This is a genomic window from Marinoscillum pacificum (assembly GCF_024714495.1).
Taxonomy (GTDB): domain Bacteria; phylum Bacteroidota; class Bacteroidia; order Cytophagales; family Cyclobacteriaceae; genus Marinoscillum; species Marinoscillum pacificum.
This window is the reverse complement of the sequence record NZ_JAMZMJ010000001.1, coordinates 162008-181570: the sequence shown is the minus strand read 5'-3', so window position 1 is coordinate 181570 and position 19563 is coordinate 162008. Positions and strand designations below refer to the sequence as shown.

18 protein-coding genes are annotated in these 19563 nt (G+C 37.9%); 8 read left to right on the top strand and 10 right to left on the bottom strand.

Features of this window, described 5'->3' with window-relative positions; translation table 11 throughout:
* Positions 1–61 precede the first annotated feature (61 nt).
* The 4 genes from NXS00_RS00735 to NXS00_RS00720 form a co-directional block, all read right to left on the bottom strand.
* Positions 62–409, bottom strand: coding sequence for a hypothetical protein (locus tag NXS00_RS00735; RefSeq protein ID WP_258097188.1), 348 nt, complete (start codon positions 407–409; stop codon positions 62–64).
* Positions 410–525: 116 nt separating this feature from the next.
* Positions 526–1173 carry a response regulator transcription factor gene (locus tag NXS00_RS00730; RefSeq protein ID WP_258097187.1) on the bottom strand — a complete coding sequence of 216 codons (648 nt, stop codon included), beginning with the start codon at positions 1171–1173 and terminating at the stop codon, positions 526–528.
* The gene (locus NXS00_RS00725) at positions 1163–4528 is read right to left on the bottom strand and encodes a PAS domain-containing sensor histidine kinase (protein WP_258097186.1); all 3366 of its coding nucleotides are present in this window, start codon (positions 4526–4528) and stop codon (positions 1163–1165) included. The genes NXS00_RS00730 and NXS00_RS00725 overlap by 11 nt, the downstream gene beginning before the upstream one ends.
* 62 nt (positions 4529–4590) lie before the next feature.
* Positions 4591–5433 (bottom strand): CvfB family protein, encoded by an 843-nt coding sequence (locus NXS00_RS00720; protein ID WP_258097185.1) that lies wholly within the window; start codon positions 5431–5433, stop codon positions 4591–4593.
* 77 nt (positions 5434–5510) lie between these two features.
* Between NXS00_RS00720 and NXS00_RS00715 the strand changes: the two genes are divergently transcribed.
* Together NXS00_RS00715 and NXS00_RS00710 are read left to right on the top strand one after the other, a co-directional pair.
* The gene (locus NXS00_RS00715; RefSeq protein WP_258097184.1) at positions 5511–5945 is read left to right on the top strand and encodes a peptidylprolyl isomerase; all 435 of its coding nucleotides are present in this window, start codon (positions 5511–5513) and stop codon (positions 5943–5945) included.
* A gap of 154 nt (positions 5946–6099) precedes the next feature.
* Complete coding sequence (locus tag NXS00_RS00710) at positions 6100–7704, top strand: CotH kinase family protein (RefSeq protein WP_258097183.1); 1605 nt, start codon at positions 6100–6102, stop codon at positions 7702–7704.
* 2 nt (positions 7705–7706) lie between these two features.
* On the opposite strand, the gene NXS00_RS00705 is transcribed toward NXS00_RS00710, so the two are convergent.
* Together NXS00_RS00705 and NXS00_RS00700 are read right to left on the bottom strand one after the other, a co-directional pair.
* Entirely contained in the window at positions 7707–8690 is a 984-nt protein-coding gene (locus NXS00_RS00705; RefSeq protein WP_258097182.1) for an alpha/beta hydrolase, read from the bottom strand.
* 39 nt (positions 8691–8729) lie between these two features.
* Positions 8730–9140 carry a QcrA and Rieske domain-containing protein gene (locus NXS00_RS00700; protein ID WP_258097181.1) on the bottom strand — a complete coding sequence of 137 codons (411 nt, stop codon included), beginning with the start codon at positions 9138–9140 and terminating at the stop codon, positions 8730–8732.
* 134 nt (positions 9141–9274) lie between these two features.
* On the opposite strand from NXS00_RS00700, the gene NXS00_RS00695 reads away from it, so the two are divergent.
* The 3 genes from NXS00_RS00695 to typA all read left to right on the top strand — a co-directional run bounded on the left by NXS00_RS00695 (position 9275) and on the right by typA (position 12799).
* Complete coding sequence (locus tag NXS00_RS00695; RefSeq protein WP_258097180.1) at positions 9275–9625, top strand: YciI family protein; 351 nt, start codon at positions 9275–9277, stop codon at positions 9623–9625.
* A 43-nt stretch (positions 9626–9668) separates the two neighbouring features.
* Positions 9669–10889 (top strand): RNA polymerase sigma factor, encoded by a 1221-nt coding sequence (locus tag NXS00_RS00690; RefSeq protein ID WP_258097179.1) that lies wholly within the window; start codon positions 9669–9671, stop codon positions 10887–10889.
* A 137-nt stretch (positions 10890–11026) separates the two neighbouring features.
* On the top strand, positions 11027–12799 hold the full coding sequence (gene typA / locus NXS00_RS00685) for a translational GTPase TypA (protein WP_258097178.1): 1773 nt from the start codon (positions 11027–11029) through the stop codon (positions 12797–12799).
* Between the two features lie 149 nt (positions 12800–12948).
* On the opposite strand, the gene NXS00_RS00680 is transcribed toward typA, so the two are convergent.
* Both NXS00_RS00680 and NXS00_RS00675 read right to left on the bottom strand, forming a co-directional pair.
* Entirely contained in the window at positions 12949–14115 is a 1167-nt protein-coding gene (locus NXS00_RS00680; RefSeq protein ID WP_258097177.1) for a hypothetical protein, read from the bottom strand.
* Between the two features lie 166 nt (positions 14116–14281).
* Positions 14282–15244, bottom strand: a complete 963-nt coding sequence (locus NXS00_RS00675; protein ID WP_258097176.1) for a bile acid:sodium symporter family protein — start codon at positions 15242–15244, stop codon at positions 14282–14284.
* A 144-nt stretch (positions 15245–15388) separates the two neighbouring features.
* Between NXS00_RS00675 and NXS00_RS00670 the strand changes: the two genes are divergently transcribed.
* On the top strand, positions 15389–15925 hold the full coding sequence (locus NXS00_RS00670) for a hypothetical protein (protein ID WP_258097175.1): 537 nt from the start codon (positions 15389–15391) through the stop codon (positions 15923–15925).
* Positions 15926–15927: 2 nt separating this feature from the next.
* Here NXS00_RS00670 and NXS00_RS00665 read toward each other — a convergent pair whose 3' ends face one another.
* Complete coding sequence (locus NXS00_RS00665) at positions 15928–16884, bottom strand: leucine-rich repeat domain-containing protein (protein WP_258097174.1); 957 nt, start codon at positions 16882–16884, stop codon at positions 15928–15930.
* Between the two features lie 95 nt (positions 16885–16979).
* Positions 16980–17558 (bottom strand): TlpA family protein disulfide reductase, encoded by a 579-nt coding sequence (locus NXS00_RS00660; protein WP_258097173.1) that lies wholly within the window; start codon positions 17556–17558, stop codon positions 16980–16982.
* Between the two features lie 382 nt (positions 17559–17940).
* On the opposite strand from NXS00_RS00660, the gene NXS00_RS00655 reads away from it, so the two are divergent.
* Positions 17941–18792 (top strand): hypothetical protein, encoded by an 852-nt coding sequence (locus NXS00_RS00655; protein ID WP_258097172.1) that lies wholly within the window; start codon positions 17941–17943, stop codon positions 18790–18792.
* 4 nt (positions 18793–18796) lie between these two features.
* Complete coding sequence (locus NXS00_RS00650) at positions 18797–19561, top strand: hypothetical protein (protein ID WP_258097171.1); 765 nt, start codon at positions 18797–18799, stop codon at positions 19559–19561.
* The last annotated feature ends 2 nt before the right edge of the window (positions 19562–19563 follow it).

The window sequence follows — 19563 nt, the reverse complement described above, 5'->3', positions numbered from 1 at the left end:
TCTTATATAAGAGGGGATCGCCTAAGTGTGAAAATTAAGGGTATCACTTAGAAAGCACTTATTATACCGTTCTAAGCATTTTATTTAATTCTCCCACTTCATCAGCAACTGACTTAAGACTGAATAACGTGCATACTTTTAAAACACCTTGCTCTTCCAAATGTCGGGTAACCAATGATACACCTTCCAGATCATAGTCAAGAATAATTGCTACTTCCTGACCACTTTCTTTGAAATCTAAAAATTGTTTTGGGTTTTGAAAATGCCGCTTGACCTGATCATGATTTCGGAGCCAATGGACACTTCTACTGACATCCTGCCTTCGGATGACATTTAAGAGAGATCTTGTTTTCTCATCATCGCTTGAAATAAAAACAATGATGGAATCTAGTAATGGACTATGAGACATTGTGGTTGATGGTTGATGTCTTATTTCTAAGTTAAGACAATATTACGAATTATCATCATCCACTCGCTGAGGGGAACCCTTAAATCATATTTTTACGTGAAACCCTTAGTCAGATTTTAAACAATTCCTCTTTCTATAGCATAAATAGCAAGTCCCGCCACTGTTTTACATCCCGTTTTCTCCAGAATGTTTCGCTTGTGCGCTTCCACGGTCCGCACACTAATAAATAGTTTCTCAGCAATCTCCTGATTGGTTAGCTCATCCATGACCAACTTAACGATTTCCTTTTCTCTACGTGACAGAGGGATTTCCACCGTAAGACGCTGTTTAGGCTTCCTGCCGGTTAGCTGCCCCATAATGATTTCGTAAACCTCCTTGGAGTAATAAGTTTCACCAGAACGAATGCTTTTGATGGCCTGCAGAATTTCCTCTTTTGGACTATTCTTCAGTACATAACCTTTAGCTCCAAGAGAAATCATTTTCTTAACCTGAGAGACTTCATTAATCATAGAAATTACCAGTACATCTTGTTGAATATTTTGCTCCTGAAGTGCAGTTAAAAACTCCACTCCATTCATTTCTGGCATGGCTATGTCTGTAATCACCAAATCAAATTGTTTATCTTTCAGCAAATCAAGAGCCTCTTTCCCATTGTTCGCTTCTGCGAGGATTTCTATTTCATTGGTTTTGCTAAAATATAGAGACATGGCATCCCTGATCATCGGATGATCGTCAACCAGCATGATGGTAATCTTATTCTCCATGGTACGTGTCGGGTTCTAGTTCCACTAATATGCTCGTGCCTTCATTAGGAACGCTATCAATTTCCACATGTGCGCCTATTCCTGAAGCTCGATTTTTAATACTTGATAATCCGAATCCAGCTTCTTCCAGGTCACCAGCATCAAAACCATGACCATCGTCTTCAATCATCAAGGACAACCTCTCTTCGCTCTCCAGCAGCTGCACCATTATGGCGTTAGCACTGGCATGCTTGAAAATATTAGACATAGCTTCCTGAAAGATACGATAAAGATTCAATTCAATATCCTGGTGAAACCGTTTTGTCCCTATATTCTCATGAAATGCTGCGTTGACAGTGGAATTCTTATTCAGCTGCTCTACTTCGTCATTTAATGTGGCCGCAAGACCGCTATTGCGCAAAGCTCTGGGCACCAAACTATGAGACATGTTTCTAATCTCATTTATGGCTTCATTCAGTTTTTCTATACTATTCGTAAGAACTTCCTGGTTGTGATCAGTGTTCTCTTCCAGTGTTTGAAGATACATATTGACTGTTGCAATTTTCTGCTGAATACCATCATGTAGCTCATGTGCAATCCGATAGCGTTCCTTGTCCTCAGCCTTGATCGTGGCAGTCATTAACTGTTCATTGACTTTAGACTGTAATACCTGAGCTTGCAACTTATTTCGTTCGGTTAAGTCTCGAGCCACATTAGCATAGCAAATGAATCCTTCGTGATCATCATAAATAGGAAAAATCTGATGATCCATAGGAATGACCTCTCCTGTTTTCCAATGATGAATATCAAACTCCACCTCCCATATTTTCCCCTGTAAGGCATATCGAGTCATGCCATTCCTGACAATTTTTAAAGTCACGTCATCCAATAACTCCTGAATATGAATACCCTCATAATCTTCAAATCCAAGACGCTCAATACCGAACCGATTGATATAAATGAATTTAAAATCTTCATCCAAAAAGGATATAAAGTCCGAACTATTCTCAATAGAGGAAATCAAAATCTTCTGCTGTCGTTCTGCCTCTCTTCTTCGCGTAATATCCCGACTCACCCCAGAAAGCCCTACTATAGTCCCTTCTACATCATAGATAGGCTCAGTAGTGGCCTGTATCCAACGAACCACCCCTTCTTTGTCCATGAACTGATGCTCTTTATTTATGGCATGCAGGCCCTCTTCCAGCACTCGTAATTCATCATCCGCTACTTGACGTGCATTGAATTCATTGATTTCAACTTCACGCTTACCAATCATTTCCTTCCAGGAGCTGAAGCCATTTAAGTCTGCTAGCGATTGACTGGCAATCACATATCTTCTTTCAAGGTCTTTAATGAAAATGTGATCATAGGCAGTATCCATGAGACTAAGCATATACTGATTTATTTGAACCAACTCAGTCACATCTTCACTAACACAAGAAACACCTGAAACTACACCTCCAACTTTAATTGGATTAAAAGAAGTGATATAACTCTTTATTTCGCCATCGATCTTCATGGAATCCTGAACAGAGTATTTCTCACCTTCTAAAGCCCTTAAATAGCGCTGCAGCCATCGTTCTCTCATATGATCAGGAAAATAGTCCAGCCACATGGCTCCAAGCCTGATGGGTTGATCTGTAAAATTTGAAATAAACTTTTCTATAGCAGAGTTCTTGGCTCGTAAACACAGATCAATATCCAATGAATAAATCATTGCGTCAGTGTTCTCAAGTAGCGCTAAAATATTGGCCTGATTTTGTTGAAGTAAATCCTGAACTACTTTCCGCTTTCGAATAACACGTCGTAGAGAAAAAATCCAACCTATTAAGAGAATCAATAACACTCCTGAAATGATTGCTATTTGATAGGCCAATTTTCGATCAAGTGTTTCCACTATTTCAGATCCATACCATTTTTTAATCATCGATTGTTTCTCAGCTTCTGGCACCTTAGCCATTGCTTTTTGAAAAACTGAAGTTAATAGTAGGTTGGAAGAAGAAAAGCGCAGGTCAGTTTTAAGATCCGTAAGCGAAGCAATGAAAACATCAGAATATCCCTGTGTCTGAATGTAATAGTTTAATGTTGATATGGATCCAATATATCCATCAATTTCTCCACTTAAAATCCGATCCAGTCCATTGCTTGTTTTTAACAGTGGTACCAATATCAGGTTAGGATACTTCTTTGCGATCGCCTCAAAATGAGGGTTGTATTCTAAAACACCAACTTCAATACGACCAATACTCTTTATATCACTGAAGAATGGACTTCCTCGTTTCATTGCCAAGCCGTAAGGAATAGACAGAAAAACGTCTGTATAATTTAATTCCGGGTGCTTAAAATCAAAATCTGGATAAACAAACACTGATTTGTGATCTTTTAGTAATTCAGCTATTTCCAGACTATCATCTGTCCCAACAGGTTGATAGGAAATAGGAATGTGATCAGACATTTGACTTATGAAATCACCAACAAGCCCACCTAGATTTCCTTGATCTACCGTAACAATAGGTACCCATTCTTTAGTAGTGACCAGGCTTATCTCTTGAAGTGAACTTAACATCTCCAGTTCTTCTGCTGAATATGTAGGTTCGAAATCCTGATCCACACGCAACCAGTTATTCATCATGGCAACACGCTTCATAGGGCTAATGGATGCAATTCCTTTATTAATAATGCTAAGTATCGGACTATCTGTATGGCGAATGGAAAATACGACATCAAAACCCGGCCCATCCGGCAGATAGACCAACTTAATTCCGGGAATAGAGTTTTTCCACAGGTAATAATTGATATCCAGGGCGGCAAAAAAGAACTCTATCTCACCACTAAGAGTGGCTTCAATCATTTCTCGTCTGGTATCGAAATTTCGTTTTTCTATATAGGGAATGGCATCCAGATAGTTATTCATGAACTGGTCAGAACTTTGAACACCTACTACTTTTCCATACAGCTCAGAAGTATCTGATAAAGAAACATGATCAACAGTACTGTAAAAACCAACCTGAAATTGATTGTATGGAGCGCTGAAATCAAAATATTGAAGTCTTTGTGGTTCTGGTGAAGAATAGACTAATCCATCTATGATACCGCTTTCAGCTTCTTTAACGATATTCTTCCAAACACCAGCCTTGAGTTCAAATTTTAATCCAGTAATTTGTGTTAACTCATCCAGGTATTCTCTTTCAAAACCCGTAACAACTCCATCCTGATTTTGGATGATCATTGGCTCCCAGGAGGAGTCCCCACCCAAGACAACTGTCGGATTAGAATCTAGAAATGCCTGCTCTTCAGGAGTTAAGGAGATTTTTTGAGCCAATAGAAAATTGACCAATAGAAAGGCAAATAGAAAAGGGTATAACTTTCTAGGCATGTGCCCATCAAATTAATCCATTCTAAGCATTCATAAAAGCCGCGAGGCCACTATCTCCAACATTAGTTAGTCAATTCAATCGAACTGTCAAGAATTTTGATTTGACGCTGTTTGTACAAAGATCCAATAGCTTTCTTGAAATTCTTTTTACTCATACCCAATACAGATTGAATCTCTTCAGGGTTACTCTTGTCATGCAATGGCAATGAACCACCAGAAGATTTCAAAGCATCCAAAATTTTCTGAGCATTTGGTTCTATACTCTCTACTCCTATTGGTTCCAGACTCAAATCAATCTTATTATCTTCTCTGATTTCCTTAACATAAGCTGTAGTATGATCTCCTGGATTGATCGGGCGGAATATTTGATTCTTATACACCAACCCTCTGTATAAATTATCGATAATACAGACATAACCTATCTCGGTTTCATTACCAACAAGAATATCAACCTGTTGACCAACCTCCAACTCAATGTCATCAAACTCCAGAAGCTTACCAATATGAGCGGAACCCACTAACCGATCAGTTAATTCATCTAGATACATCTGTACCAAATAGCCTTCACCGACTTCCATTCTAGTTGTTTGTTCTTTAAAGGGCACGAATAAATCTTTTTCCAGTCCCATATCCAGAAAAGCACCGTGAGAAGAAACATGCTTCACTTCCAAATAGGCAATGTGATCCAATTCGATTTTTGGCTTCAATGTAGTGGCTACTGGACGTTCTTGAGAATCATTATAAATGAATACATCAATAAAATCTCCCACCTCAAGACCTTCAGGCACATATTTATTAGGTAAAAGGATCTCTTCTACAGAATCCCCCACATAATAACCTTGTTCTGTAATTTTCAACACTTCCAGGTTGTTGAATTTGCCTATTTCGATAATTGGTATTGCCATAATTGCGTAAATCTTCCGCAAAGGTATCTCTTTTATGAGGGCTGGATTAAATTTGCACGATCAATAAATCAACACAAATGAAAAAAGCAGAAATACATACTAAAAAAGGAGTGATGAAAATCGAGTTCTACGAGAAAGATGCTCCTAAGACAGTAGCCAACTTTATCGATCTTGCTGAGCATGGTTTCTACGACGGCTTGACTTTCCACAGAGTAATTCCTGATTTCGTTATTCAAGGCGGATGCCCGAACGGCACAGGTGCTGGTGGACCTGGATACCATATTGATTGTGAGCTAGATGGCGACAACCAATACCATGACAGAGGTGTATTGTCGATGGCACATGCCGGAAGAAACACTGGTGGATCTCAATTCTTCATTTGCCACAGCAGAACTAACACTGCACACCTTGACAGAAACCATACGTGTTTTGGTAAAGTAGTAGATGGTTTGGATGTTATTGACCAAATCAAACAAGGCGATACAATGGAAAAAGTTGTTATCACTGAATAAGAATTTCCAGGTCTCCTGATTGTTAACTATTCAATCAGGAGCTTTCCTTCTTAATTTTCCAAGATTACATCCTGCACTTACCGTTTATTTCAATATTATAAACAGATACTCTTCAGTATCTTCTTTTACATTATCTTCATGCCTCAATTTGAAGATGATGAAAACCCTACTCCTCACTGTACTTATTAGCTGTGGCTCGTTCGCATTGCATGCTCAAGTGAACTTTACAGAATCCAATCTCCCAATCATACTTATCGATACGGATCATGAGATCGTAGATGAGCCAAAAGTCATGGCCACTATGAAAATCATCAATAATCCTAGTGGCAACAATCAAATCACTGATGTACCAAATGATTACAACGGCTATATCGGAATTGAATTCAGGGGACAGTCGAGTCAATCTTTTGATAAGAAGAATTTCGGAATAGAACTATGGGACGAAGCTGGTGAGGATATTAAGTTTCCAGTACTTGGTTTACCAGAAGAAGAAGATTGGATACTTCACGGCCCATATTCTGATAAATCACTGATTAGAAACTATTTAACCTTCAACCTTTGGGCGAAAACTGGTCGCTATGGATCCAGAACAGTTCTAACAGAAGTTGTTATCAATGGAGACTATCGCGGAGTTTACGTTTTGATGGAAAAAATCAAACGTGATGGAGAACGAGTAGACATCAGCAAACTGGAAGAAGATGAAAACGATGGTGATGACCTAACAGGTGGGTACATCGTGAAGTTGGACAAAATAAATGAAGGCGAACTGGTCAAGAGTTGGGAATCAGCCTATGCCCCACCTTTAAGACAAGAGAACTTTCAAATAGTGAATTTCCTGGTAGACTATCCTAAACCTGAAGATCTAACTGACGCTCAATTCACTTACATTAAAACGTATATTTCAGCATTTGAACAAGCCCTGTATACCAAGGACTTTTCAGATGAAACAGGCTATCAAAATTATATAGACGTTGCGTCTTTTATCGATTATGCACTACTATGCGAATTGAATCGAAATGTGGACAGTTATCGCTTAAGTACTTATTTATTCAAAGACAAAGACAGTGATGATGGTAAACTAACAATGGGTCCTCCGTGGGATTATAATCTTGCTTTTGGCAATGCTGACTACTGCAACGGAGGAACTACTACTGGTTGGGCCTGGGACTTCAATGAAGCTTGCCCTTGGGATTACTGGCTTAACCCTTTTTGGTGGAATTTCTTTTTACAAGATCCTGAGTATGTCAGTTTAATGAAATCTAGATGGACAGAATTACGAAATGGTGATTGGTCAGATGAAGCCATTGCTTCTTTGATAGATAATGCAACAAGAAAATTGAGTGGGCCTGCTGTCAGAAACTTTCAAAGATGGCCGATCCTCGGCACCTACGTTTGGCCAAACAATTATGTTGGAAGTTCTTATGGAGATGAGCTTAGTTATTTAAATACGTGGATTACCAATCGTTTGGCCTGGATGGATCAAGCAATAGCTGACTTAGAAGTACAAGAAATAGTGCTGAGTGAGGAAATCAATCAGGAATTGAGCGTGTTTCCAAACCCAACAGCCAATTATTGGCAAATCCAACAATCAGACAATCAATTCACTTATACTATTTACTCATTGGATGGACGAATTGTCGAGGAAGCGGAAGACACCAATCACAACACCGCTATCGGTTCAACTCTAAAGTCTGGCAAATACCTTCTGCGGATTACTCAAAACAATAAAACAGCTTCTCAACTGATTATCAAAAATTAAGCTTAGAGCTCTTTCTTGATAAATGCTAAAGTTGAATCCATCACTGCTTCAATATTTTGCGCTTTCAATGGATTGGTTATCACATGTGTACCTGCATCAGGAAACGCGATTACCTTTTTATGATCTAGAGGCGTAGATGTATGCTCATCGAACCACAGCATGGCGTCAGTGGAAACTGTTGGGTCTCTTTCTTGATCATTTTTGTAATAATAGCCAAGGAAGTATGGCTGAGTCACTTGCTCAAAAATATCTATAGTCATAGTTTGATCTAATAGTGCTTGCAAAGTCATCAGACCCTCTGTCCTATAGGTGGTTGTCCAGTACTTTAACCCATCTCCCTCTCCTTCTCCTGAAGGATTCCAGTAAGGGCCAATCAAGGAACTGACTATTTGTGGCCCCCAATGCCCCGTAATAAGCTTCGCCGTTGGGTCAGCCAGTGCAATATTTGGAGAATACATCACCAACATATCGATCATCTCTTTGTTCGCACCAGCCAGATAGATGGACAAGGTTGCTCCGGTACTACACGACATGACAATCACTTGATCACCCAATAACTGACCAATAGCGATAGCTTCCTTAGCATCATTAATCAAGTCATTAGGAACCAATTCTTTGAACGATTCTTTATCATCCAAACCATGTCCTGCTAATAACGGAAGATAAATATTGGCGCCTAGACTTTTAGCTATTTCAAAATGTGTTGGATTTGACTCCATCGGGCTAGCGGAAAAACCATGCAAATACACGATGGCATATTTCGTTTTTCGAATGCTATCAGCCCAAACAATTCTCGATTCATTCCCAGGTTTTAGTCTTTCCAAGCTAGACTCCTTTTGCTTCACGAATTGATCCAAACTATCTAAACTTATGTTTATCGGTTTAATGGACTGATCAACCACTTCTGGATAACTCACTTTAGGACCTAAGAAAAAGGCAACTACAAGGAGTAAAACAATAATGAATAGGGCTTTAAGAAACTTCACTTTTTGGATTTTTCACTAAAGGTAATCCGAACCTCTTCATTATCCTAGAGTCACCAGATTCCCATTTTTACTCACAGCAACTTTTGCTAAAGGACTTGATGCCGGACCTTTGGTGACCTCACCAGAGGTGTTGAACTTTGATCCATGACAAGTACAAGTAAATTCTTCCGAATAACTCCAATTGCGTGTACAGCCTGAGTGTGTACATCGGCTAGAAAAAGCACTGATTGTTCCACTTACATTGACAATCAAAATATCATAATCCGGATGCAAAAGCCATCCCTGGTCATTTTGCAAAATACTAAATGGTGGCTCTGTAAGGTCCAGTACTATCTCTTGTCCTCCGTTTGGGTCTGGAACATCTTCTTCTGAACAGCTTTCAAGTGTCAAGCCAAAATAGGCTAATGCAGTGGCAAGACTTGCCTTTTTCAAAAATTCTCTTTTATCCATAATGCCAATTGTTGTTCTATATGAACGATGAAATGGCTCAAATCAGATTTAGAAAAATAAATTTCACATTCTCTGTCCTATTTCTAACTGACTGATTGATATACAGATAAACAAGAACGATTAATTTTAGAACAATGAACGAGTTTATGTTAATATTCAGACACGAAGATGGAGGCAAAGCAGCGTCCCCTAAACAGATTCAACAATGGATGACCATGACCAAAAAATGGCTCGATGAAATAGCCACGAAGGAACAATTAGTTAGCCCTGGAAACGGACTTTCTTTTGATGATGCTAGAGTTGTTGGACATGGGAATACCGTTACAAACGGACCTTTTGGTGATATCAAGGAAACTATTGGAGGGTATATTGTTGTTAAGGCTCAGTCTGCTGATGAAGCCGCGGAATTGGCAAAAAAGTCACCCGTGTTATTAGCTCCCGGCAACACAATTGAAGTTAGAAAAATAGCATATTACAAAGAATAAACTTATCTTCAAGCCAACGCCACAACTGGCTGAATTCCGCTCCATGATTAATAATGAATTGATACCACATTTGTTCCGGCAGGAATATGGTAAAATGACTGCCGTTTTATGCCATCAATTTGGTTTGGACCAAATTGGATTAGCTGAAGACATTGTAAGCGACACTTTCTCAGATGCCTTAGAATCCTGGCCACATAGAGGCATACCAGCTAACCCAACCGCCTGGCTATATCGAGTGGCTAAGAACAAAACAATCAACATCCTTAAAAGGCGACAGTTAGAATTCAACCTGTACAATCAGCAATTATCTGACTTCAGCAAAATTGAGTTTTCCGAAGAATTGATTGCGGACAGTCAGCTGCGAATGATCTTTGCTATATGTCATCCAGAATTACCAAACGAAGCAAGAATTGCACTTGCCTTGAAAGTATTATGTGGATTTGGGGTGGAAGAAATTGCCAATGCATTTCTTACCACGAAGGACGTGATCAACAAACGACTATACAGGACCAAAAAATATCTGAGAGCACATCAAACTGATCTAGATACGATCGATCAATATGATATTAAGAGACGAATGGATAGTGTATTGACTACCATTTACTTGTTATTCAATGAAGGTTACTACTCTGAAAGCAATGACAGCATTGTAAGAAAAGATCTTTGTTTGGAAGCTCTAAGACTTGGTTATATATTAAGCACCAGTGAAGATACCAACTCAAATGAAGTAAAAGCTCTGATTGCGTTGATGTGTTTTCATTCATCCAGATTGGAAGCTCGTATGGGGGCATGTGGTCAGGTAGTATTGTATGATGACCAGGATAGTGAACTTTGGGATCAAGACTTAATTGCTAAAGGCGTTGAGTACTTGAATCGCTCATCCAATGGAGATTCGATTTCCAAATATCATCTAGAAGCTAATATTGCCTATTGGCATACAGTAAAAGAAGACAGTGAAGAAAAATGGAAATACATCCTCACGATGTACGACTTGCTTCTTTTAAAAGAAAAGTCATCTGTTGCCGCTCTCAACAGAACCTATGCCGTTTACAAGCTTGGAGGTGAAGAAGCAGCAGCGAAGGATGCTTATAAGTTGAATTTGTATCAAAATCAGTACTACTATGTCTTGTTAGCAGAACTTCATTCCCAAAAGGATAAACAGAAATCCATGAATTATCTGGAAACTGCCTATAATTTGGCTAAGACAGAACCAGAGAAAAATCTGATTCATTCAAAAATTTCTCAATTGGCATATGCCTGTTAGAGCTTCTTATTGACCTTTTTATCCAATTTTCAACACCTTCACTCCATTCTTTAAAGAATATTCACACAAAGTTTTTCTACTTATAGATTGATTCACTGAGGAATACGCTATTTTTGCGGCTTCATTTTACAGGGATTATGACCGAAATTAGAAATATCGCCATTATCGCACACGTAGATCATGGCAAAACCACGTTGGTGGACAAGATGATTCACTTCTCTAAATTATTTAGAGAAAACCAGGAATTTGATGATTTGATCTTGGACAACAACGACCTGGAACGTGAAAGAGGAATCACCATTCTTTCTAAGAACGTTTCAGTGAATTACAAAGGCGTAAAAATCAACATTATTGATACTCCAGGTCACTCCGATTTCGGTGGTGAAGTAGAGCGTGTATTGAAAATGGCTGATGGCGTACTTCTTCTTGTGGATGCGTTTGAAGGTCCTATGCCTCAAACTCGTTTCGTAATGAGTAAGGCACTTAGCTTAGGATTGAACCCAATCGTAGTTGTAAACAAAGTAGACAAAGAAAACTGTCATCCTGAAATCGTTATGGAGCAGGTTTTTGATCTAATGTTCTCATTAGATGCTACGGAAGAGCAACTTGACTTTACAACAGTTTATGGTTCTAGTAAGAACGGATGGATGAGTTCTGATTGGCAAAAGCCAACGGAAGACATCTCTCATTTGATGGATGTGATCCTTGAGAAAGTACCTGCTCCAAAAGTTGTAGAAGGTGTTCCTGCATTACAGATCACGTCTCTTGACTTTTCTAATTTCGTAGGTCGTATCGCTATTGGAAAAGTAGTACAGGGAACTTTGAAGGAAGGTGCTCAACTTGGTCTTGCGAAAAAAGACGGATCAATGAAAAAGGTTCGTGTGAAAGAACTTCAGGTATTTGAAGGTCTTGGCAAGAAACAAGTAACTGAAGTGCCTTGTGGAGATATCTGTGCGATTACAGGTATTGAAGACTTTGACATTGGAGATACCGTTACAGATTTCGAAAATCCAACTGTACTTCCTCGTATCGCTATAGATGAGCCTACCATGAGTATGCTTTTCTCTATCAACGATTCACCTTTCTTCGGTAAAGAAGGAAAATTTGTGACATCAAGACAGATTAGAGATAGACTATATAAAGAAGTAGAGAGAAACCTTGCATTGAGAATTCAGTCTACTGACTCTGAAGATAAATTCTTGGTATTCGGTCGTGGAATTCTTCACTTGTCTGTTTTGATTGAAACAATGAGACGTGAGGGTTATGAACTTCAAGTTGGTCAGCCTCAGGTATTGATCAAAGAAGTAGACGGACAGAAGCATGAGCCAATTGAGCACATGGTAGTTGATGTTCCTGAAGAATTTGCGGGTAAAGTAATCGAGCTTTCTACTCAGCGTAAGGGTGACTTGAAAGTAATGGAGCCAAAAGGTTCTATCCAGCACTTAGAGTTTGACATTCCTTCTAGAGGTCTTATCGGACTTAGAAACAGAATGTTGACTGCTACTGCAGGTGAAGCTGTGATGACACACCGTTTCAAAGCTTATGAGCCAATGAAAGGTGACATCCCTACTCGTAACAACGGGTCGTTGATCGCTATGGAAGCTGGTGCTAGTACTGCGTATTCAATGGACAAACTTCAGGATAGAGGTATTTTCTTCATCGATCCAGGACAAGACCTATATATCGGTCAGGTAATTGGTGAGCACTCAAGAGGTAATGACCTTGCGGTGAACGTAGTGAAAGGAAAGAAATTGACTAACATGCGTGCATCAGGGTCTGATGATAACTCTAAAGTGGCTCCTAAGCGTCAATTCTCTCTTGAGGATGCTTTGGAATACATCCAGAAGGATGAGTACGTAGAGGTAACTCCTGAGTCATTGAGAATGAGAAAGATTCAATTCAAACCTTAAGTAGGTTTTGATTATAAATTTAAAAGCCATCGTAACTTAGTTGCGATGGCTTTTTTGAATAGATTCATTTCGAGAATACTGGTAGTTAAGTGATTTCAAAATTAGCCGACTATTTAAAACCCCTTAATTGATATTATACACCTTCAATATTACAAGAGTTCTAATTTAAGGGCTTGTACTTTTTCCTCCACGGATTTAAGGTCATCTTCATTTTTTGACACCATTTCGCTTAACTCATTAATAAACTCTCTAAACTCTGCTTCTCTTAAATCAACATCAGAAAAGAAATGAAGCTTGAATCTAATCCTTTTGTAATCACCTTTTATTGAACCAACTAGTAACCTGAGGTTTTTGAAGTCTTTTACAAAAGAATCAACCAAAGCCTCATTTCTTACTTTTTCATCATTACTATCATTTGAAGAAGAGATTAAATTAAGCTTGGCATTCATTTTATTACACAATAAACCAAAATCTTCATGTGAATTCCTAAAATGACCCAAATCGGTTCTTAATATGTCCCCGAAAGAGATTCCAAACACAAGAAATTTTAGTTTATCCATTGCAGTTTCAGAATCTATTTTATCAAAAGTTAAATCAACAATAATTTGATCAATTGAGTCGATAACAGGTTTATTAATGCTGACACTAAGCCATAATAAGACCAAATAATAGAGCCCAAATATGATTAATGATAATTGAAATGATAATATAGAAACATCTCCTTTATCATAGATGTCAATCGAAATTCCACACACTAAAACAATAGGTATTATCCATCTGAATACCACTTGAATAGGCATATTCCATATTCTAGAATATCTGTTATCAAGACTGTAATGAACATCTCCAATACTTTGTGAAAGATACCTTGATAACACCACCAATATTAGAATTGCGAGTAAAGAAGAACCTAAATAAAAATTAAATAAGCTTAAATAGTATTGATTGAAAAAATCACTAGAATTAATATGGTAGGCTATGACTACTAGAACCAGAACTTGGTATACTAGAGAATGTCTACTTTTAAAAATTTCAGATTGAATTATAAAGTAACTTTTATCACTAGAGTTAACAATTTCAGATCTATTGCTTATTAATAAAGCTTGGAATAGTGGTGAAACCAAGTAAATAGCAACTGAAATCTTTATAACTGCTGGCCATGTAATTACATGATTGTCTATTATATCTAGCAATAACCAAAATAGTGTAACAAAAGAGCCAACCAGTGCCCATTTTGTCCACCCAGGATCATTTAGCTTACTATTTAAGTTAATCCTATAATTATCTAATATTTGTAAAGTTTCGAATTTCGTCATTCATACAATAATCTCGATCTGTTAATTTACATTTTAGCAACATAAAAAATACAAAAACACCCAAATTCAGTCAGTAAATAATCAATATCCCGTTTACTTCTCTAGTTTTTATAGTTTAATTTATGATTGATTACACCTATAATAAACAAGTCAAATATTAGTGATATCAACTAGCTAGCCTACTCCCATATCGCTGTGCGATAATGCTAATCACAAAGATTTGAAACGGATGATACATCAAGATGGGCAATAAATATATTCCACTTTCTGACATTCCTACAAAGAGTACAGAAGCCATCACTGAGCCATGAACCAGGGATTTTTTGGTTCCGCAGAAGCTCAACGTAATCTTATCCTCAATAGAAAATCCTAACCAGTCAGCAGCTTTGTTGGATAGAAAAAAGATACTAGCAAACAACACCATCACTACTCCTAAAAGAATCAGAATTAACGTTCCTCCAAACTGCTGAAAGACACCCAAAGTGAACGATTCACTAAAGCTTCTATATACAATCAACCAGATGATGACTTTATCAAACCAGGCCAGCATTGAACTATATTTTTGAAAATAGGCTCCTAAGAATTTATTAAGCGCTATTCCGAGGATTAGTGGTAGCAAAATATGTAAAAACAGGTCTAGCATAACCTGTCCAAAGTCCATTGCAGCTCCACTTTGGTTGGTAATGAAGAAGCCAATCAGAACAGGTGTAATCAACACGCCTAGCAAACCACTCAGGCTTGCATTGAAGATGGCTCCCGGAATATTTCCCTTGGCAATGGAAACCATCACAATGGATGAAGAAACGGTAGATGGCAAACTAGCGAGATAAAACAACCCTATCCAAAATGAATAATATACCGTATCATGTGCAGTGAAATAAAATGGCAAAATCAACAATGGATAAAGCACATACGTAATCATTTGAACTCCTACATGGAGCTTCCAATTGCTTAAGTCAGAAACCAAAGATCCCACATTCAGCTTCAATCCGTAAAAAAAGAAGATTAACACCACTCCTACGTCTATCACTAGTTTCAAATGAAGTGGATGCTCCAACCCTGGCACAGCATAGGCTAGCAAAATCATGACCATTAAGCCTACTACAAACGGGTCCAATACCTTTCTCACGTCAGCAATTTACCGGACAGCCAATTACTAATAAAGATTTCCTACTGGATTATTTCATCAGTTTCTTGTATTTTTACTTGACAAGCAACTGAAGTATTTTGCTAACCACTCAATACTTTGATTTATTAACCAGCTATTTAATCTATGAAAACTTCACTCACTGTAGTGCTATGTGCATTACTATCTCTTGGAGCCAAGGCTCAATTTGACTTATCTCAGGCGTATGCCATCGAATCTAATTTTCACATCGAGTTCAATAATAATGAGTCTCTATATGAGGCAGTATTACCAAAAGAATTCGCAGGCTATGATAGTGTAAAAGTGGTTTTTCATGACACTCTTATGATTGACAATCAATTGGCCATGCGGATGAAACTCCATGTGATCAACACGAAAAATGATCATTACATCTGGCAGCAAACAGCAGTACCATTGAAGTTGAAGTCAACTAGTATTGAGCCAGCAATTGCACCAGACACTCCTCCTACCAATCTCAAATACGTACAAATTGGGGCTTTTGATCATGAAGATGGTGCGCATGAATTATCGAAAACAGCCATCCTGTTTAAGACAGAAATCATTAAGGTAAGCGGAATGTGGAAGGTAGTAATTCCTTATACCGTAGGGCTTTACTCTGAGGTAAAGAAATACCATGAGGATGCGTTTATAACGTTTTACTAAGGTCATTCAATCACTTTTATTGGATCTAGTCTGTCATCTGTCAATATCAGTTGAAATTTATCATTTGGAAAAACATCCAGTTGAATAGCTGATTTAATAGTGGTAAAAGCTGCGATTAAATCAGCATTAAGCTCACTATCTTCATTGACAACCATTTTTAAATTATAGATATCTTCATCCAACTCTAGTAACATACTTGACTCATTTTCATCATTAAATACACCAAGCATCAGCATGAATTCACCTATTTGATCAACCTGGTCTTTCGTTACTGGCTGCTCATAAAATATTTCACCTTTTTCAAATTTCCGTCTACTTCCATAATCCCGTCCCATGAATTTGCGCATAGCAAACTCACCAAAACTTTCTGAATGGTCATCTTCTTGCATTTCCTCTTCAGCTAGCTCAGGTTTTTCTTTAGCCTCTTTCAATACAGGATGCTCTGTTTGGTATAGTGGGGTTTCCTTATAACTCACCTCTGCTGATTCTAAACCTACTGGAATAGCGATTATGTCAGTTCTATCTAAGGTCAAGCGCTTTAAAGACTTCAAATCTGTTAACCAGACTGGTAATTCTGATATGGGATTATCAGATAAGTTCAACTCTTCAAGCTTATTAAAGTCGCGCAAGTAATTAGGAAGCTCAGTTAGATTGTTTTTACTTAAGTCCAACTTCACCAATTGCTTCATGGTAGACAGTTCTTCTGGCAACTCCGTCAGATTCTTATATTTTAAACTTACTTCCAGAACATTTTCCTTATCCTTCAATGCTGCATCCCAACTTGACTCATAGGTAAACCCAAATGCGACAAAAAGAATAAAAGAAGGTAATCCCAATAATAGGAGAACTTTACTCCTTTTAGGATGAGCCGAGTTGCGCAAAATGAGTTTAGGAGATATTAACCCAATCAAGGAAACAAAGCCTAGAACAAGTGAAAGTGTAAAAAATACAATAGCCATAGTCATTTGATTTTAAGGTAAATTACTAGAGCATTGACTCAATTATAATCCGCTAATCACGGTAAATTCTATACCATAAAACACGTAGTAAATTCTCAGAATACAGCGATCAACAAGTAATCAATCAATGGTGATAGCTCTTCATAGATTGTCTTGTCCGCATCCTGCATAGCTCCTATTGAGCCATACACAAGCTTGCCTTTCCTGTTAAAAATCATATTGATAGGATAATCTTCAATAGGCATCATTAAGTCGTTGATACGTTGCGATTCAGCAACCACCTTAAAGCTGCATTGATTCTTAGACAAGAATTTGGATAATGCAGATTTCGTATTGTTATTAAACGAGAGAAAGACCACATCATCATCTTTATATTTCTCTACCAATTGATTAAGCGCAGGTATTTCATCTATACAGGCTTTATGATCAATATTCCAGAAACTCATGACTACTACTTTATTAGCAAGCTCTCCAGAAGAGATTACTTCACCATCTACCGTTTTGACATCAAATAATGGATAGTTACACCCCTTCAAGAGGTCAAAAAACTCGTTTCCTTCTTGACTAGGATTTGATTTTAAATGTTCACGGATATCATCAAAACAAATTTGCTGAGCTTGTGATTGGACCAACAAGCATAGTAGTCCAACACTAAAAAATAGGGCGGTTTTCATGGCGGTATTAGTTAATTTAAGCGGGGCTCTTACTAAGTTAGGAAAGGAATCTGATTAATTACAGCAATTAACATTAAAATATTATTAATCCAATTAATATCATATTTCAAATAAACAGAAAGAATATTTAATTGAATTATTCCAATAAAAACCCTTCTTAATTATACAATTACCGACAATTTCATTGAGGTACCATTTAAACTACAAGTACAAACTGGATTTAAGAAATCACTTATTCCGTTAACTAAGATTATCATATACTTTACACAAGAAAGTATCCCATTAACTAAAAACTAGTTTTATATAAAGCCTCGATTTGACTAATTGCCTGAAGAACGGATGTGCAAAACATCTATTATTAATCTACAAACATTTTACCGCTATGAGTAACAACGCAATTGACACCGCTGCAAGGTTTGGAGACATCCCTTTCAGTGAATTTACAGCAGAACTAATCGATGGAACATTTAATGCACTGGTGAAGCAACACATCATTCAGATGGAGGAGTATTCTGCATTTGTATCTTCTTTAACAGAAGACCTATCTACTTACATCAACAACACCAAAGACGGAGTTAGTTTTGAGGAGATTACGGATTTTGTAATGAAGTATGACCTTCCTACAATTGATGACAGCACTTTGGAAACGGTGCTGGGAAAACTAGAATCACCTAAACCTGCAGAAGCAGCCGAAGAAGCTGGTGAAGGATCTGAAACAACCTGGCTAGGAGCATTGACCAAAACCGTAACTCCGGTGGTAGAAAAGTTAATAGATCAGATTGGTGGCGACTCACCCGATCCCGCATTGGAAGCCATAACTAAATACAATGAAGAGATTTCAGGCACACTACCAGATTACGAGCAAATCACTTCAGCAATGGCCATGTTAATATCCTCCAATAAGTATGGATTGCTTCAAAACCTGGCCAAACAAGGCATGATGCGACTGATAGTCACAGAAGGAGAAATAGAGACAAAAATCACCTTCAGCACCTGGAATAACAGCACCTCAGGATCGTCTACTTCAGATAAGGAACGAGTAAAAAACAAAATTAAGAATGTGAAGGGAGGCGGTTTCCTGGGAATATTCAAAAACAAGGATAAGACCAAGAACAGAACAGTAACTGTCAATACAGCTAAGTCTTATCAGCGAGACAGCAGCGGAACCAAAGTAGACATCTTTGGACGTGTACTCATCAAATTTAAGACAGATTATGCCCCTTTAAACGGTTAGAACAATGGAAGGATTTAGCAAGGTTAGTCTCGGTTTTGCAGAACTGGTTTCGCAACTAATGCATGAAACATTTGATGCTACACTAAGTGCTAACCATTATCAAACTAACAAATATCTAGAGCTCGAAAGAGCTTTAGATATCCCTCATTCCAAGTTTGCGGCACTTCATGTCTCGGAAGATGAAATATTGGAGAAGGAATTGGAAATCTTCAATGTGGAATTGACACCTCAGGTGCAGTTCACTCAAGAGCTTGATTTGATCATCTCTGAAATCTTAGGACAATATGATGATCAACCATTAATCTGGAATGCTGACCAAACACTCTCTGTAGAGGGATCGGCTTTTCTCAAAGCACATCTTTTAGAAACCATCGTAATTGAGAAAAAGGATTTTATTAAAGAATCTTTAATGAGAACCGACTCACCCAGATTAATGATTGAATCGGGCGAAATCAAAACAAAATTGGAACTTTCTAACCTGTTTGAAAATCAGGAATCATCTAACGGTGATCCAATTCAACCGATTACAACATTATCATCATCTAATCAGAATGAACATCCTTCTCCTAATCAACCTGGATTACCCATTCATGAAATTTATGATCCCGAAACTAATGACAAGATTCTGGTGATTGATAAATCTAGACTTCCGCTTCCCACATCAGAATCTCTGCAGGTTCCAGCACTTAGAATTATCTCTAAACCTGTCACGAACACTTCAAATGCATCACTGACTAGTGAAATAACCATTCGTTTTAAAACAGTATGACA

Excerpts from the sequence above, each read along its gene's own strand:
- NXS00_RS00725 (WP_258097186.1), bottom strand. The coding sequence starts at position 4,528 with ATGCCTAGAAAGTTATACCCTTTTCTATTTGCCTTTCTATTGGTCAAT.
- NXS00_RS00700 (WP_258097181.1), bottom strand. The coding sequence starts at position 9,140 with ATGGATAAAAGAGAATTTTTGAAAAAGGCAAGTCTTGCCACTGCATTA.
- NXS00_RS00710 (WP_258097183.1), top strand. The coding sequence starts at position 6,100 with ATGATGAAAACCCTACTCCTCACTGTACTTATTAGCTGTGGCTCGTTC.
- NXS00_RS00680 (WP_258097177.1), bottom strand. The coding sequence starts at position 14,115 with ATGACGAAATTCGAAACTTTACAAATATTAGATAATTATAGGATTAAC.
- NXS00_RS00660 (WP_258097173.1), bottom strand. The coding sequence starts at position 17,558 with ATGAAAACCGCCCTATTTTTTAGTGTTGGACTACTATGCTTGTTGGTC.
- NXS00_RS00695 (WP_258097180.1), top strand. The coding sequence starts at position 9,275 with ATGAACGAGTTTATGTTAATATTCAGACACGAAGATGGAGGCAAAGCA.
- NXS00_RS00650 (WP_258097171.1), top strand. The coding sequence starts at position 18,797 with ATGGAAGGATTTAGCAAGGTTAGTCTCGGTTTTGCAGAACTGGTTTCG.
- NXS00_RS00655 (WP_258097172.1), top strand. The coding sequence starts at position 17,941 with ATGAGTAACAACGCAATTGACACCGCTGCAAGGTTTGGAGACATCCCT.
- NXS00_RS00735 (WP_258097188.1), bottom strand. The coding sequence starts at position 409 with ATGTCTCATAGTCCATTACTAGATTCCATCATTGTTTTTATTTCAAGC.
- NXS00_RS00690 (WP_258097179.1), top strand. The coding sequence starts at position 9,669 with ATGATTAATAATGAATTGATACCACATTTGTTCCGGCAGGAATATGGT.
- NXS00_RS00670 (WP_258097175.1), top strand. The coding sequence starts at position 15,389 with ATGAAAACTTCACTCACTGTAGTGCTATGTGCATTACTATCTCTTGGA.
- NXS00_RS00720 (WP_258097185.1), bottom strand. The coding sequence starts at position 5,433 with ATGGCAATACCAATTATCGAAATAGGCAAATTCAACAACCTGGAAGTG.
- NXS00_RS00730 (WP_258097187.1), bottom strand. The coding sequence starts at position 1,173 with ATGGAGAATAAGATTACCATCATGCTGGTTGACGATCATCCGATGATC.
- NXS00_RS00715 (WP_258097184.1), top strand. The coding sequence starts at position 5,511 with ATGAAAAAAGCAGAAATACATACTAAAAAAGGAGTGATGAAAATCGAG.
- NXS00_RS00665 (WP_258097174.1), bottom strand. The coding sequence starts at position 16,884 with ATGGCTATTGTATTTTTTACACTTTCACTTGTTCTAGGCTTTGTTTCC.
- typA (WP_258097178.1), top strand. The coding sequence starts at position 11,027 with ATGACCGAAATTAGAAATATCGCCATTATCGCACACGTAGATCATGGC.